The organism is Achromobacter pulmonis (assembly GCF_902859765.1).
Lineage (GTDB): Bacteria > Pseudomonadota > Gammaproteobacteria > Burkholderiales > Burkholderiaceae_B > Achromobacter > Achromobacter pulmonis.
The window spans coordinates 63,777-77,571 of record NZ_CADIJV010000016.1 but is presented as its reverse complement, the minus strand read 5'-3'; the positions used below and the strand labels follow the sequence as shown (position 1 = coordinate 77,571).

15 protein-coding genes are annotated in these 13,795 nt (G+C 70.2%); 8 read left to right on the top strand and 7 right to left on the bottom strand.

Annotation, left to right across the window (positions count from 1 at the left end; genetic code table 11):
• Positions 1-2 precede the first annotated feature (2 nt).
• From HV701_RS15100 to HV701_RS15090, 3 genes are read right to left on the bottom strand one after another with little or no spacing between them, the layout of a single operon-like run.
• Positions 3-500, bottom strand: a complete 498-nt coding sequence (locus tag HV701_RS15100) for a GAF domain-containing protein (protein ID WP_175133845.1) — start codon at positions 498-500, stop codon at positions 3-5.
• The gene (locus HV701_RS15095) at positions 497-1,468 is read right to left on the bottom strand and encodes a Bug family tripartite tricarboxylate transporter substrate binding protein (RefSeq protein ID WP_175133843.1); all 972 of its coding nucleotides are present in this window, start codon (positions 1,466-1,468) and stop codon (positions 497-499) included. The genes HV701_RS15100 and HV701_RS15095 overlap by 4 nt, the downstream gene beginning before the upstream one ends.
• A 56-nt stretch (positions 1,469-1,524) precedes the next feature.
• Positions 1,525-3,357 (bottom strand): gamma-glutamyltransferase family protein, encoded by a 1,833-nt coding sequence (locus tag HV701_RS15090; protein WP_175133841.1) that lies wholly within the window; start codon positions 3,355-3,357, stop codon positions 1,525-1,527.
• Between the two features lie 112 nt (positions 3,358-3,469).
• Between HV701_RS15090 and HV701_RS15085 the strand changes: the two genes are divergently transcribed.
• Positions 3,470-4,429 carry a LysR family transcriptional regulator gene (locus tag HV701_RS15085; RefSeq protein ID WP_175133839.1) on the top strand — a complete coding sequence of 320 codons (960 nt, stop codon included), beginning with the start codon at positions 3,470-3,472 and terminating at the stop codon, positions 4,427-4,429.
• 54 nt (positions 4,430-4,483) lie between these two features.
• On the opposite strand, the gene phnN is transcribed toward HV701_RS15085, so the two are convergent.
• The 4 genes from phnN to phnF all read right to left on the bottom strand — a co-directional run bounded on the left by phnN (position 4,484) and on the right by phnF (position 7,815).
• Positions 4,484-5,056, bottom strand: coding sequence for a phosphonate metabolism protein/1,5-bisphosphokinase (PRPP-forming) PhnN (gene phnN, locus HV701_RS15080; protein WP_175133837.1), 573 nt, complete (start codon positions 5,054-5,056; stop codon positions 4,484-4,486).
• Positions 5,053-5,796 (bottom strand): DUF1045 domain-containing protein, encoded by a 744-nt coding sequence (locus tag HV701_RS15075; RefSeq protein ID WP_175133836.1) that lies wholly within the window; start codon positions 5,794-5,796, stop codon positions 5,053-5,055. The genes phnN and HV701_RS15075 overlap by 4 nt, the downstream gene beginning before the upstream one ends.
• 2 nt (positions 5,797-5,798) lie before the next feature.
• Positions 5,799-6,995, bottom strand: a complete 1,197-nt coding sequence (locus tag HV701_RS15070) for an alpha-D-ribose 1-methylphosphonate 5-triphosphate diphosphatase (protein ID WP_175133834.1) — start codon at positions 6,993-6,995, stop codon at positions 5,799-5,801.
• Between the two features lie 97 nt (positions 6,996-7,092).
• Entirely contained in the window at positions 7,093-7,815 is a 723-nt protein-coding gene (gene phnF / locus HV701_RS15065; RefSeq protein WP_175133881.1) for a phosphonate metabolism transcriptional regulator PhnF, read from the bottom strand.
• 184 nt (positions 7,816-7,999) lie between these two features.
• Between phnF and phnG the strand changes: the two genes are divergently transcribed.
• The 7 genes from phnG to HV701_RS15030 are packed head-to-tail and all read left to right on the top strand — an operon-like array spanning position 8,000 to position 13,787.
• The gene (phnG, locus tag HV701_RS15060; RefSeq protein WP_175133832.1) at positions 8,000-8,470 is read left to right on the top strand and encodes a phosphonate C-P lyase system protein PhnG; all 471 of its coding nucleotides are present in this window, start codon (positions 8,000-8,002) and stop codon (positions 8,468-8,470) included.
• Between the two features lies 1 nt (position 8,471).
• Positions 8,472-9,089 (top strand): phosphonate C-P lyase system protein PhnH, encoded by a 618-nt coding sequence (phnH, locus tag HV701_RS15055; protein WP_175133830.1) that lies wholly within the window; start codon positions 8,472-8,474, stop codon positions 9,087-9,089.
• A 1-nt stretch (position 9,090) separates the two neighbouring features.
• On the top strand, positions 9,091-10,206 hold the full coding sequence (locus tag HV701_RS15050; RefSeq protein WP_175133828.1) for a carbon-phosphorus lyase complex subunit: 1,116 nt from the start codon (positions 9,091-9,093) through the stop codon (positions 10,204-10,206).
• On the top strand, positions 10,203-11,093 hold the full coding sequence (locus HV701_RS15045; protein ID WP_175133827.1) for an alpha-D-ribose 1-methylphosphonate 5-phosphate C-P-lyase PhnJ: 891 nt from the start codon (positions 10,203-10,205) through the stop codon (positions 11,091-11,093). Before HV701_RS15050 ends, HV701_RS15045 begins: the two co-directional genes overlap by 4 nt.
• A complete protein-coding gene (gene phnK, locus HV701_RS15040; protein WP_175133825.1) occupies positions 11,090-11,866 on the top strand; it encodes a phosphonate C-P lyase system protein PhnK in 777 nt (258 codons plus the stop codon). The genes HV701_RS15045 and phnK overlap by 4 nt, the downstream gene beginning before the upstream one ends.
• A 2-nt stretch (positions 11,867-11,868) precedes the next feature.
• A complete protein-coding gene (gene phnL / locus HV701_RS15035; protein WP_175133824.1) occupies positions 11,869-12,591 on the top strand; it encodes a phosphonate C-P lyase system protein PhnL in 723 nt (240 codons plus the stop codon).
• A complete protein-coding gene (locus tag HV701_RS15030; protein ID WP_175133823.1) occupies positions 12,588-13,787 on the top strand; it encodes an alpha-D-ribose 1-methylphosphonate 5-triphosphate diphosphatase in 1,200 nt (399 codons plus the stop codon). The genes phnL and HV701_RS15030 overlap by 4 nt, the downstream gene beginning before the upstream one ends.
• The last annotated feature ends 8 nt before the right edge of the window (positions 13,788-13,795 follow it).

Genomic DNA, 13,795 nt, shown 5'->3' with positions numbered 1-13,795 from the left:
GCTCAAGCGGCCGGTGTCAGCGCCAGGAAGGCCGGCAGGGCCAGCACGCCCGCCAGGCGGGCGGCATCGACGTCGGCCGGCGCCAGCGCGGTGCGCGCCATCAGGAAGTTCACGGTGCCCAGGCAGGCGCCGTCGAACACCACCGGCACGTTGATCACCGATTGCAGGCCGAGCGCCTGAATGGCGTCGTGATCGTCGAAGAATTCACGGATCGCGTCGACGCCTTCGCCGATGAAGACCTTGCGTTCGAGCAGCACATGGCGACCCCAGGCGGTGCCGTGCTTGTCCTTGCTGCCGCCGGGCGGATAGGCGCCGGGATTCGAGCTGTACAGCCGCACCATCCGCATGTGTTCGGCGTCGTGGCGGTTGATGGTGCACAGCGTGTGTCCCAGCGTGGCGCGGGCCTGCGCGTCGAGCGCTGCGAAGGCGGCCGGGGCCGAGGCCTCGGCGTAGGCCTGCGCGAGGCGCTCGACGTCGGTGGAGTCGGGCGTGGCGCTCATTCCGCGGTGATTCCCAGTTCCTTGATCAGCTTGCCGTACTTGTCGGCATCGCGCGCCAGTACCTGGCCGAACTGTTCCGGCGTGGTGTCCAGCAGCAGCACGCCCATGTCGCCCATCTTCTTGACGACCTCGGGACGCTTGAGGATCTTGTTGATTTCCTGATTCAGGCGGGCGGTCAGTTCGGGCGGCATGCCGGCCGGGCCGAAGGCGCCGTACCAGACCGCCAGTTCGTAGCCGGGCAGCGTCTCGGCCACGGTCGGCACTTCCGGCAGCAGCGGCGAACGCTTTTCTTCGGTGACGGCCAGCAGCTTGAGCTTGCCGCTCTGCACGTGCGGCAGCGTCTGCGTGCCGGCGCTGAACAGCACCTGGGTGCGGCCGGCCACCGTGTCCAGCACCGCGGGCGCGCCGCCGCGGTAGGGGATGTGCATCATCTTCACGCCCGCCGCCTTCTCGAACAGCACGGCGCTCAGGTGGTTGGTCGAGCCCTGGCCGGCCGAGGCATAGGCCACCTTGTCGGGGTTGGCTTTGAGGTAATCGATGAATTCCTTGACGTTGCTGGCCGGCACCGACGGATGCACCACCAGCGTGTTGGTGACCAGCGCCAGTTCGGCGATCGGCGTGAAGTCCTTGACGCCATCGAACGGCATGTTGCTGTAGAGCGCCTGGTTCATGGTGTGGGTGCTCATCGAGCCGACCAGCAGGGTATAGCCGTCGGGCTTGGCCCGCGCGACGAAGGTGCTGCCGATGTTGCCGGAGGCGCCCGAGCGGTTCTCCACGATCACCGGCTGGCCCAGCGATTGCGTCAGTCCTTCGGACAGCACGCGCGCCAGGATGTCGGTGGAGCCGCCGGCCGCCCATGGCACGATCAGGGTGATCGGCTTTTCGGGCCAGGCGGCATGGGCCAGCGCGGGCGCGGCGCAGGCCAGGGTCAGGGCGCAGGCGCGCAAGAGTCGTCGGATGGTCTTCATGGTATGTACCCCGTGTGATAAGGCCGGTCTGGTCGCCGGCTGGATGGAAAATCGGTTCATCGGCCCACGGCGTAGCCCTGCATGCCGCGCGGATTGGCGGCGGCGCGCAGCAGCAGGCCGCCGCCGGCCGCGGGCTCGCGGGTGCAGGCGCTGATGCGGCCTTCCGACCAGTCGGGGCCGACGCGCACATCGTGGCCGGCCTCGCGCAGCGCCTGCTGCGTGGCGTCGGGCAGGCGGCCCTCGACGGTCAGGCGGTTCAGCGTCAGCGCGCGCGGCCAGAACGAGCCGGGGAAATGGTCGATGTGCCAGGAGGGCGCATCGATCGCTTCCTGCAGGTTCAGGCCCATGGCGTTGCGCAGGAAGAAGGCCACGGTCCACTGGTCCTGCTGGTCGCCGCCGGGTGTGCCGAAGGCCATATAGGGCTGGCTGTCGCGCAGCACCAGGCCGGGCGAAAGCGTGGTGCAGGGCCGCTTGCCGGGTTGCAGCTGGCCGGGCACGCCCTCGTCCAGCCAGGTCATCTGCAGCCGCGTGGTCAGCGGAAAGCCGAGCGTCGGCACCACCGGGCTGGACGAGAGCCAGCCGCCGGAGGGCGTGGCCGCGACCATGTTGCCGTGGCGGTCGATGACGTCGATCTGGCAGGTGTCGCCGACGAAGATCTCGCGCGCGGCCCATTCGGCCACGGGCGGCAGCGCCGCGAAAGTCGGTTCGCCCACGCCGAAGCGGGTGTCGGACGCGGCCAGCGTGCGCGCGGCGGCTTCCAGGTCGGGCAGGCGCGGCGCGCGGCCCGCCGGCGCGCCGGGTTGCAGCGCGGTGGCGGCGCGTGGGCCGATGGCAGCGGCGCGCGCGCGGGCATAGTCGTCGCTCAGCAAGGCCGCCAATGGCACGTCGACGAAATCCGGGTCGCCGTACCATGCCGCGCGGTCGGCGAAGGCCAGCTTGGCGGCTTCGGCCACGCGGTGCACGAACTGTGGCGAGGCCGGGTCCAGCGTGTCCATCTGCAGGTGCCGCAGCAACGCCAGTTGTTGCAGGTGCACCGGGCCTTGCGACCAGACGCCGCACTTGGCCACGGTGTAGCGGCCATATTGCAGCGTGACCGGATCGTCGTAGCGGGCGCGCCAGTCGGCCAGGTCGGCCTTGCGCAGCAGACCGCGATTGCGCTGGCCGGTGGTGTCGCGCACCGCTTCATGGGTGTAGTAGCTGTCGATGGCGTCGGCCACGAAGCCGCGATACCAGATGGCCAGCGCCGCGTCGATGCGGCCGACGCGATCGGTCGCCGCCGCGTGCGCCTCGTCCAGGATGCGGGTGTAGGTGGCGGCAATCGCTGGCGTGCGCAGCAGCGCGCCGGGCGCGGGCACCTTGCCGTCGGGCAGCCAGACCGCGGCCGAACTGGTCCATTCGTCGCGGAACAGCGCCTGCACCGCCAGGATCGCCTGCGAAATACGCGGCACCAGCGGGAAGCCGTTGCGGGCATAGTCGATGGCCGGACGCAGCACGTCGGACAGTTCCCAGGTGCCGTAGTCGCGCAGCAGGGTCAGCCAGGCGCCGAACGCGCCGGGCACGGTGGCCGGCAGCAGGCCGATGCCGGGCACCAGGTCCACGCCCAGGCCGCGGAAATAGGCCGGCGTGGCCAGCGCCGGCGCCGGGCCCTGGCCGCACAGCGCGCGCATGCGGCCTTCCTGCTCGCTCCACAGCAGGATCGGCACTTCGCCGCCCGGACCGTTCAGGTGCGGCTCGACGATCTGCAGCGTGAAGCCGCCGGCCACCGCGGCGTCGAAGGCGTTGCCGCCGCGCTCCAGCACGCCCATGGCGACTTGCGAGGCCAGCCAATGCGTGGACGAAACAACGCCGAAGGTGCCGCGGATTTCCGGGCGGGTGGTGAAGGCGGACATGGGACGACCGGGATGCAAGGGTTGGGATCGGTTGCAGTATAGGAGCCTGAAATAACTTCGGTAGCCGTTGTTGGCATAATCCAATAACCATACAGTTATAGGAAGAACGGCCATGACCTGGGACGCCGCCCGCCTTGCCAACCGCCTGCGGCAACGCCATCTGGTCCTGCTGGAGAACATTGCCCGGCATGGCACGCTGACGCGGGTGGCGGCGGCCACGGGCATCAGCCAGCCAGCGGCGACCAAGGCGCTGGCCGAGCTGGAGGCGATCTTCGGCGCGCCGTTGTTCCTGCGCACCGGGCGCGGCCTGCAGCCGACCGCGCTGGGTGAGCTGGCGCTGGTGCGCGCGCGCCGCATGCGCAGCGACCTGGCCTTGTGGGCGCGCGAAGTCGAGGCGCTGCACGATGGCCGCGCCGCGCACTTGCATGTGGGCGTGGTGCCGTATGTATCCAGCGCGCTGCTGACCGACGCCATCGGCCGCTTGCACCAGCGCCACGGCGTCACGCTGACCTTGCACCGGGCCACCACCGATCATCTGGTGCCGATGCTGCGGCGCCACGAGCTCGATTGCATCGTCAGCCGGGCCACGTCGACCGTGGCGCAGGACGACCTGAGCCACCAGGTGCTGTACTGCCAGCAGCCGCGTCTGATCGCGCATGGCCGGCTGGCGCAGCGGCTGGCGCGGCGCCGGCCGGACTGGGCGGCGCTGGCGGAGATGGACTGGGTGCTGCCGGCAGTCAACACGCCGACGCGCCAACTGATCGTCGAGCATTTCATCCGTGCCGGCCTGCGCTCGCCGGCGCCGGTGCTGGAAGCCTATTCCACCGATGTGATCGAGGGCATGCTGAGCGCCAATCCCGCGCTGGTGTCGGTGGTTCCGGAGGACATCGCGGGCGAGTTGTGCCAGCGCGGCAAGCTCGGCATGGTGCCCTGGGACTTCGGCTGGGCGCTGCCGCCGATCAACCTGATCCGGCGCCGGCGCGAGCAGGCGCTGGCCGCCGAGGAGCGCTTTTCGGAGATCCTGCTGGAATTGTGCGCCGGCCTGGATTCGCGGGCGCGAACCGGGGCATGACGCGGCGCTGGCCGGCCGCGGACCGCGCGGGCGCAGGCGCGGTGGCGGCGGGCATCAGGCGCTCAGCCGGTCACGCGCGATGTCCAGCAATTCGGCGGCGGCCGCTTCGGGCGCGCCGTCGTTGTCCACGCGCAGCAGGCGGCAGCCTTCGGGCACGCGAAAGGCCTGCGTGGCGCGGCGCAGGCGCTCGGCGATCTGCGCCGCGCTTTCGCGGCCGCGCGCGGCCAGCCGGCGCGCCAGCAGGCGGGGATCGACGCAGATCTCGACCGCCGTCAGCGCCGGATAGCGCCGGTGCGCCTCGGCCAGGTGGGCGCGCGAGCCATTGATGATGACGGCCGCGCCGCCGTCCAGCCAGGTATCGACTTCGATGCCGATGCCGTAGTGCAGGCCGTGGCTGCTCCAGCGCAGGGCGAAGCAGCCCAGCGCGGCGCGGCGCGCGAACTCGTCCGCGCTCAGGCGCAGCGCGTCCTCGGTGACGCCGCTGTCGCGGGTGATGTAGCGGTGCGCCACCAGCACTGGCTCGCGCTCGCGCAACCCGGCGCGCAGCAGGCGCAGCAAGGTGTCCTTGCCGCTGCCGGATGCGCCCATCAGGTAGACCAGGCGTTCGCCGCGGGCGGGGGGATTCATGCCGTGGCCGGTCCTTCCAGGTAGGCCGCGCCCGCGGCGTCGGTGTGGCCGCCAGCGAAGAGGTAGTGGCGCGCGGCGATGAAGTCGGCGCCCGCTGCCGGCTGCACATACACACTGACGCCGGGCACCGTCATGGGCTGGCCGCGCAACGGGTCGGCGAAGGCGGCGATGCCCGCGCGGGCCCGCTCCAGCGCCTTGCCGTCGAGCCGGCCGGTCAGGGTGATGTGGAAGGTGTAGGTGTCGAACACGTAGGGGTAGCCCCAGCGCGCCAGCATGGCCTGCTGCCCGGCCGAAAGCGCGTGCGCCTGGCGCCGGGCCAGTTCGTCGGCGCTGGGGGCGGCGCGCAGGTCGTCCAGACCGCGCACGGCGGCGGCGGCCAGGGCCTCGATGCGGGCGCGGCCTTCGGCGTCGGCGGATGCGATGCGCCAGGCCAGGAAGCCGCGCAGCGGCTCGCATTCGAGCTGGATGGCGAAGGCGCTGTCGCCGGCGGCGAGGCGGCGCGCGGCGGCGTCCACGTCCTGCGGCGTGGCGCCGGCGCGCAGCCGGAACGGCGGCTTCAGCGTGGCGTGCAGGCCGTAATGGCGCGGCGCCTCGGTCCAGTCACGCGCGGCCTCGGGCTGGCCGGGCAGGGGCGGCAGGGCCGCGCCGGTGTCGGCGCAGCGGCCCAGCCAACGGCTGCCGAATTCACGCCAGGGGCCGGTGGGGGCGAGATACAGCGCGTAGCGGTGGGCCGCGGGCATGGTCAGGCCGCCATGCGCTGGTGGCGCTCGTCGCCGAAGGCGCGGGTGGCGTAGCGCAGCTCGCCGCCGACGATGGCGGCGCAGACGCGCGGCAGGCCCGGCACCTGGTCGTCGACCACGATGGCGTCGGCGATCAGGCCGGGCGCCAGCATGCCGCGATCCTGCAGGCCGGCGGCGCGGGCGGGGTTCAGCGACACCAGGTTCCAGGCCTGTTCCAGCGGCAGCACGCCTTCGCTGGCCAGGCGCAGGACCGCGGCCAGCGGCGCGGGATAGTAGTAGTCGGAGGTCAGGATGTCGCACAGGCCGGCGCGGATCATCTCGGTGGCGCTGGGGGCGTTGGTGTGGCTGCCGCCGCGCACCACATTGGGCGCGCCGAAGACCACCGCGTTGCCCAGGTCGCGGGCCACGCTGGCGGCCTCGCGCGTCAGCGGAAACTCCGCCACGCCGCAGCCCAGTTGGTGGTAGTAGCGGCGGGTGGCGGCATCGGGGTCGTCGTGCGAGGCGACCCGCAGTCCTGCCGCCTGCGCGGCGCCGGTCAGTTCGCGCATGGCGTCGGCCACCGAGTCGGCCGCGCCCATGGCGCGGCGGATGCGCTCCTGGAAGGTGTCCAGGTCGCATTCGGCGCGGTCGGCGTACTGCAGCAGCTTGCGGTCGTCGCCCAGACGGCGCGCCATGCTGGGCAGGTGGTCGTTGAGCGCGACGAAGCGCACGCGGCCGTCGCGGATCCACTGCCGGGCGGTGTCGACCCCGTCGATGTGATGGGTTTCGAAACGCAGGTGCACGTAGTGGCGCGCGCCCATGATGTGGCGCATGCGATCGAGCGCGGCGAACATGCGTTCGGCATAGGCTTCGCCGCGCAGGCCGCCTTCCCACGACAGCGTGACGCCGTGGAATTCGGTGGTGATGCCGTTGGCCAGCAACTGGCGGTCGACATCGTGCAGCGCGCCATCGTAGGGAAACGTGACGCTGGGGCGCGGCATGATGGCGCGCTCGAAGGCATCGCCATGCAGGTCGACGATGCCGGGCAGCACCAGCAGGCCGCCGGCGTCGAACCAGGCCGCGCCGCGGGCGGGCGTGCCGGCGGCGTCGTCGATCAGTCCGCCATGGAACCGCAGGCTGGCGTGCTCGATGCCGCGCGGGGTCAGGATACGTTGGCCTGTGACACCGGCCAGGGGCGAGGGGGCGTGTGCTTGGTTCATGTGGAGAAAGTTAGCGGGGTTGCATTACAACCAGATGTCTAGATGTTTGAAATCGCATGGGGGCCCTTGCCGCCCCCCTGGGGGCGGCCCGGCGGCTTCAACTGTCGTCGGCCACCATCAGTTGCACCAGGTCGCCGACGAAACGGGTGATGCTGTATTGCAGCGGCGCCCCGGCCTGGTCCACGTTAAGGGCTTCCACTTGCAGGATCGGGCGGGTCTTGGGCTGGCCCAGAATGCGCGCCACTTCCGGCGTCGGCAGCGCCGCGGTGATGCGCGACCACTTGCGGGTGTAGTCACCGATGCCGTAGTGGGCATAGACCTTGGAGACCGAGCGCAGCGTGTTCATGCGCTCGATGAAGTCGGGAAAGCGCTTGTCATCGAAGTAGTGTTCCGAAGCGCTGATGGGGCGGTTCTCGGCCTTGCCCACCATCTGCACCCGCAGCAGCGGCGCGGTGCGCGGCAGGCCCAGGTGCCGGGCGATCTCGGCCGCGCGCAGCGTCTGGCTGCCCAGGGCCTCGAGGTGGCCCAGCATGCCCTGGCTGCGCAGGTTCTCGGAAAAGCGCGTGCGCTTGCCGATGGCGTAGTCGATGGCGTGTTCCTGCACGAAGGTGCCGCGGCCTTGCTCGATGCGGACCAGTCCGCTCTGTTCCAGTTCGCCCATGGCGCGGCGGATGGTGTGGCGGTTGACGGAGAACTTGGCGGCCAGTTCCGGTTCGGAGGGCAATTGTTCCCCCGCCGTGTACAGCTTGTTGCGGATGTCGTCCGCCAATGACTCGCCAATCTGCCGCCATACGGCGATACCGGAACCTCTTTCGACCATGGGATGTGCTCGTGCTGTCATGTCAGCTTCATCAAGAATGGCTGTGATTGTGCACCAAGCGGCGGGCGCGGGATAGGCGATGCGTCCCCACCGCAACTGTCATCAAAAATTCACGCCAGGCTGTTGAACTTCCATCTGGACGCGATCATACTTCATCCAGTCGTCTAGACGTTTAGAGGAAATAATGGACCATCCACAAACAGCGCAGGGCGCAGTCCCGGCGCAACGGGCCGCCTGGATGCGGGTGTTGGCACTGGCCGATCCGGCCATGCTGGAAGGCGCGTTCGGCGCGCTCGGCGGCGTGCCGCCCCATCAGATGCTGCGCCCGGCGCAGACCGGCATGGCCATGGTGCGAGCCCGCAGCGGCGGCACCGGCGCGCGTTTCAACCTGGGCGAAATGACGGTGACGCGCTGCGCGGTCAGCCTGGATAACGGCGTGGTCGGGATCGCGTATGTGCAGGGCCGTTCGCTGCGCCACGCCGAACAGGCGGCGGTGGCCGACGCGCTGCTGCAATTGCCCGACTGGCACGACACGGTGCAGGCGCAGTTGATCGCGCCGTTGGCGCAGGCCCGCGCCGAGCGGGTCGAGCGCCAGGCGCGCGTGGCCGCGCAGACCAAGGTCGAATTCTTCACGATGGTGCGAGGCGAGGACTGACATGCATCAAGAACTTCTTGGCGCGGCGGCCGCCAGCCGCCAACTGCTGCCGGGCTTCGCGAATCCGGTGAACGACGCGCAGGCCACCTTCCGCGCCGCGCTCGACGCCATGGCGCATCCCGGCCGCGTATACGAGGTGGCCGCCGCCAGCGGCGTGCCGGCCGGCCTGTCGCCAGCCTTGACCGCGCTGCTGCTGACGCTGGCGGACGTGGACACGCCGTTGTGGCTGCCGCCGGGCGTGGACGCCGGCGTGCTGGACTTCCTGCGCTTTCATTGCGCCTGCCTGGTGGTGCCGTCGCCCTCGCTGGCGCGCTTTGCCGCGGTGCCGGCCGGTCGCGCGGCGCCGACGCTGGCGTCCTGCCATCCGGGCGATCCGGCCTATCCGGACCTGTCCACCACGTTGCTGATCGAGGTCGCGTCGCTGGACGCCGGCCCCGAGGTCGCGCTGAGCGGCCCAGGCATCCAGAACCGCCAGGCGCTGCGCGCCGCCGGCCTGCCGGATGGCTTCTGGCGCGAATGGCGCATCAACCATCAACGTTTTCCGCTGGGCGTCGACGTGTTCCTGACGCACGGCCGGCAATTGTGCGCGCTGCCCCGCAGCACGCGCGTGGAGAGCTGACATGTATGTGGCCGTCAAAGGGGGCGAACGCGCCATCCTCAATTCCTATCGCATGCTGGATGACTACCGGCGTGGTGACCGGGACCTGCCCGAACTGAGCCTGGACCAGATCCGCGAACAGATGCCGCTGGCGGTGTCGCGCGTGATGGCCGAGGGCTCGCTCTACGATCCGCAACTGGCGGCGCTGGCGCTCAAGCAGGCGGCGGGCGACGCGATCGAGGCGGTGTTCCTGCTGCGCGCCTACCGCACCACGTTGTCGCGCTATGGCTACACCCAGCCCATCGACACGGGCAGCATGCGCCTGCAACGGCGTATCTCGTCCACCTTCAAGGACGTGCCGGGCGGCCAGATCCTCGGCCCGACCTACGACTACACCCAGCGCCTGCTGGATTTTTCACTGGAAGCCGGGCGCGAGGCCGATGCCCTGCCGGCCGGCGGCGCACCGCTGGACAGCGCCATGCCGCGCGTCACCGACCTGTTGGCGCACGACGACCTGATCGACACCGAGCCGGTGCCCGAAGGCGATCCCGAGCCGTTCGACCTGACGCGCCAGCCGCTGGACTTTCCCGCCTCGCGCGCCGCGCGCCTGCAGAATCTGGCGCGCGCCGACGAAGGCTTCCTGCTGTCGATGGGCTATTCCACGCAGCGCGGCTACGGCAACACGCACCCGTTCGCCGCCGAGATCCGCTACGGCTTCCTGGAAGTCGAGATGCACATCGAGGAACTGGGGTTCGCGGTGACCGTGGGCGACATCGAGATCACCGAATGCCAGATGGTGAGCCAGTTCGCCGGCAACGCGGGGGAAGGCCCCAAGTTCACCCGCGGCTACGGCCTGACCTTCGGCTACGGCGAGCGCAAGGCCATGTCGATGGCGCTGGTGGACCGCGCCCTGAAGGCGCAGGAACTGGGCGAACGCGCCGATGCGCCGGCCAACGACCACGAGTTCGTGCTGTACCACAGCGACAACGTCGAGGCCTCCGGTTTCGTGCAGCACCTGAAGCTGCCGCACTACGTGGACTTCCAGGCCAACCTGGAACTGTTGCGCCGCCTGCGCGCCGAGCGCGCCGCGCCGGCGCCCGAGAACACCCGCCAGCTGGACGAGGCCGTTGCCCCATGAACACTTGCCACACCCCCGACGCCGCGGTCGAACGCGACGACCACTACAACTACGCCTACCTCGACGAATCCACCAAGCGCATGCTGCGCCGCGCGCTGCTCAAGGCGGTGGCGGTTCCCGGCTACCAAGTGCCGTTCGGCAGCCGCGAGATGCCGCTGCCCTACGGCTGGGGCACGGGCGGCATCCAGGTGACGGCGTCCATCATCGGCCCCGGTGACGTGCTCAAGGTGATCGACCAGGGTTCGGACGACACCACCAATGCCATCAGCATCCGGCGCTTCTTCGGCCGCGTGACCGGCGTGGCCACCACCGAATCGACGCGCGAGGCCAGCATCGTGCAGACGCGCCACCGCATTCCGGAAACGCCGTTGCGCGCGGGCCAGATCATGGTGTTCCAGGTGCCGATTCCCGAGCCGCTGCGCTGGCTCGAACCGAGCGAGAGCGAGACCCGCGCCATGCACGCGCTGGCCGAATACGGCGGCATGCACGTCAAGCTGTACGAGGACATCGCCCAGCATGGCCACATCGCCACCACCTACGACTATCCCGTGATCGTCAACGACCGCTACATGATGCGGCCGTCGCCGATCCCCAAGTTCGACAACCCCAAGCTCGACAACAGCCCGGCGCTGATGCTGTTCGGCGCCGGCCGCGAAAAGCGTGTTTACGCGGTGCCGCCATACACGCGGGTCAAGAGCCTGGATTTCGAGGACCATCCGTTCGCGGTGGAAACGTGGTCGGAATGCTGCGACCTGTGCGGCTCGCGCGACACGTTCCTTGACGAAATCATCCTGGACGATGCCGGCACCCGCCGCTTCGTCTGCTCCGATACCGAATACTGCAACGACCGCCAGGCCGCGCAGGCCGCAAAGGAAGCCGCCGCATGAATGCCCAACCCTTGCTTTCCGTGCGCAGCATGACGCGCACCTGGGACGGCGTGCACGGCTGCCGTGACGTCAACTTCGACCTGTTCCCCGGCGAGGTGCTGTGCGTGGTGGGCGAATCCGGCTCCGGCAAGAGCACGCTGCTGTCGGCCGTGTCGTACCAGACCCCGCCCGAGGCCGGCAGCGTCTGGTACGACACCCGCGACCAGGGCTTCACCGACCTGGCCGCTTTGCCGAGTGCGCGCCTGCGGCTGCTGGCGCGCACCGATTGGGGCTTCGTGCGCCAGAATGCGCGCGATGGCCTGCGCATGCAGGTCAGCGCCGGCGCCAACATCGCCGAGCGCCTGATGGCGGTCGGCGAACGCCACTATGGCGAACTGCGCCAGGCCGCGGGCAATTGGCTGCGCAAGATGGAGATCGACGCCGGCCGCCTGGACGACGCGCCGGCCGCGTTTTCCGGGGGCATGCAGCAGCGCCTGCAGATCGCCCGCAACCTGGTGACGCATCCGCGCCTGGTGTTCATGGACGATCCGACCGCGTCGCTGGACGTATCGGTGCAGGCGCGCCTGCTGGACCTGCTGCGCCAACTGGTGACCGACCTGGGCCTGGCCGCCATTGTCGTCACCCACGACCTGGCGGTGGCGCGGCTGCTGGCGCACCGCACTCTGGTGATGCGTGGCGGCGAGGTGGTCGAGAGCGGCCTGACCGATCAGATCCTCGACGATCCACAGCATCCCTACACCCAGTTGCTGGTGTCTTCCATTTTGCAGAGCTGAGCATGACTGTCGCGAAACCCATGATCGAGGTGCGGGGCCTCGGAAAGCTGTTCACCCTGCACAACCAGGGCGGCATCCGCCTGCCGGTGCTGGAGGCGGTCGATTTCGATGCCGCCGCTGGCGATTGCCTGGTGCTGGCGGGCCCCTCGGGCACCGGCAAGAGCACCCTGCTGCGCTGCCTGTACGGCAATTATCTGGCCACGGAGGGCAGCATCCGCGTGCGCGCCGGCGATGACTGGGCCGAACTGGTCGGCGCTCCCGAGCAGCGCATCCTGGCGCTGCGGCGCGACGTCATCGGCTACGTCAGCCAGTTCCTGCGGGTGATCCCGCGCGTGTCGGCGCTGGATGTGGTGGCCGAGCCATTGCGCATGGCCGGCGTCGAGGCCGGCGAGGCGCGCGAGCGCGCCGCCGCCATGCTGCGGCGCCTGAACCTGCCGCAGCGCCTGTGGGGGCTGGCGCCCGCCACCTTCTCGGGCGGCGAGCAGCAGCGCGTCAATATCGCCCGCGGTTTCATCGCCCGGCATCCGATCCTGTTGCTGGACGAGCCGACCGCCTCGCTGGACCCGGACAACCGCGCCGTGGTGGTGGAACTGATCCGCGAGGCGCGCGCGGCCGGCCGCTGCCTGCTGGGCATCTTCCACGATGCCGAAGTCCGCGACGCCGTGGCGTCGCGCGTCCTGGCCCTGCGTCCCGCGCAGGCTGCCGCCGAACGGGAGCGAGCATGACCAGCACCTACCTGACCCATGCCCGCGTCGTCCTGTCCGACCGCGTGCTGGAAGACAGCGCCGTCCTGATCGACGACGGCATCATCGCCGCCATCGCGCCCGACGGCGCCGCCGCCGACCGCGAGATCGACCTGCGCGGCCTGACCCTGGCGCCCGGCCTGATCGACCTGCATTGCGATGCCATCGAGAAGGAAGCCGAGCCGCGCTCGAAAGTGCTGTTTCCGTTGGATTTCGCGGTGGCGCAGGTGGACCGCCGCAACGCCGCCGCCGGCATCACCACGCCGTACCATGCGCTGTCGTTCGCCAACAGCGAATGGGGCGTGCGCAATAATGAAACCGCCGCCCAGGTGGTGCGCGGCGTGCGCGCCTTCCGCCAGCACAGCCTGGTGGACAACCGCGTGCATTGCCGCTACGAAGTCACCGATGCCGCCTCGGTGCCGCTGTTGCGGGCGCTGATGGACGAGGGCGCGGTGGACCTGCTGTCGGTGATGGATCATTCGCCCGGCCAGGGGCAGTTCAAGACGCTGGAATCCTACCTGCAGTACATGATCGGCAACCACGCCATGAGCCGCGAGCAGGCCGAAGCGGCCGCGCATGCCAAGACCCGCGCCAAGGACGGCGCGGTGCAGCGGGTCGAAACCCTGCTGGCGCATGCGCACGGCCTGGGCATTCCCACCGCCAGTCATGACGACGATTCGATCCACCGCATCGCCACCATGCGCAACCTGGGCGTGTCGATGAGCGAATTCCCGATTACGCTGGACACCGCCCGCGCCGCCGTCTCCTGCGGGCTGCCGACCATCCTGGGCGCGCCCAACGTGCTGCGCGGCAAGAGCCAGAGCGGTTCGATGCGCGCCATCGACGCGATCCGCGCCGGCGTGGCGAGCTGCCTGTGCTCGGATTACCAGCCCTCGACCCTGATCGCCGCGGCCTTCGCGCTGGCGGCGCAGACCGAACTGACGTTGCCGCAGGCGCTGGCGCTGGTCACGGCCAATCCGGCCGACGCCTGCGGCCTGAGCGATCGCGGCCGCATCGCGGTGGGCCTGCGTGCCGATCTGGTCGCGGTGGCGCAGGTCGGCGCGCTGCCGTTGATCAGCCACACCTGGAGCGCGGGCCGGCTGGTGTTCTCGACCCATTATCCCTCCGCCCGCGCGGCCGAGCCGGCCGCCGAAGCGCGCGGACGGGTGGCGGCCTGACCCGCAGG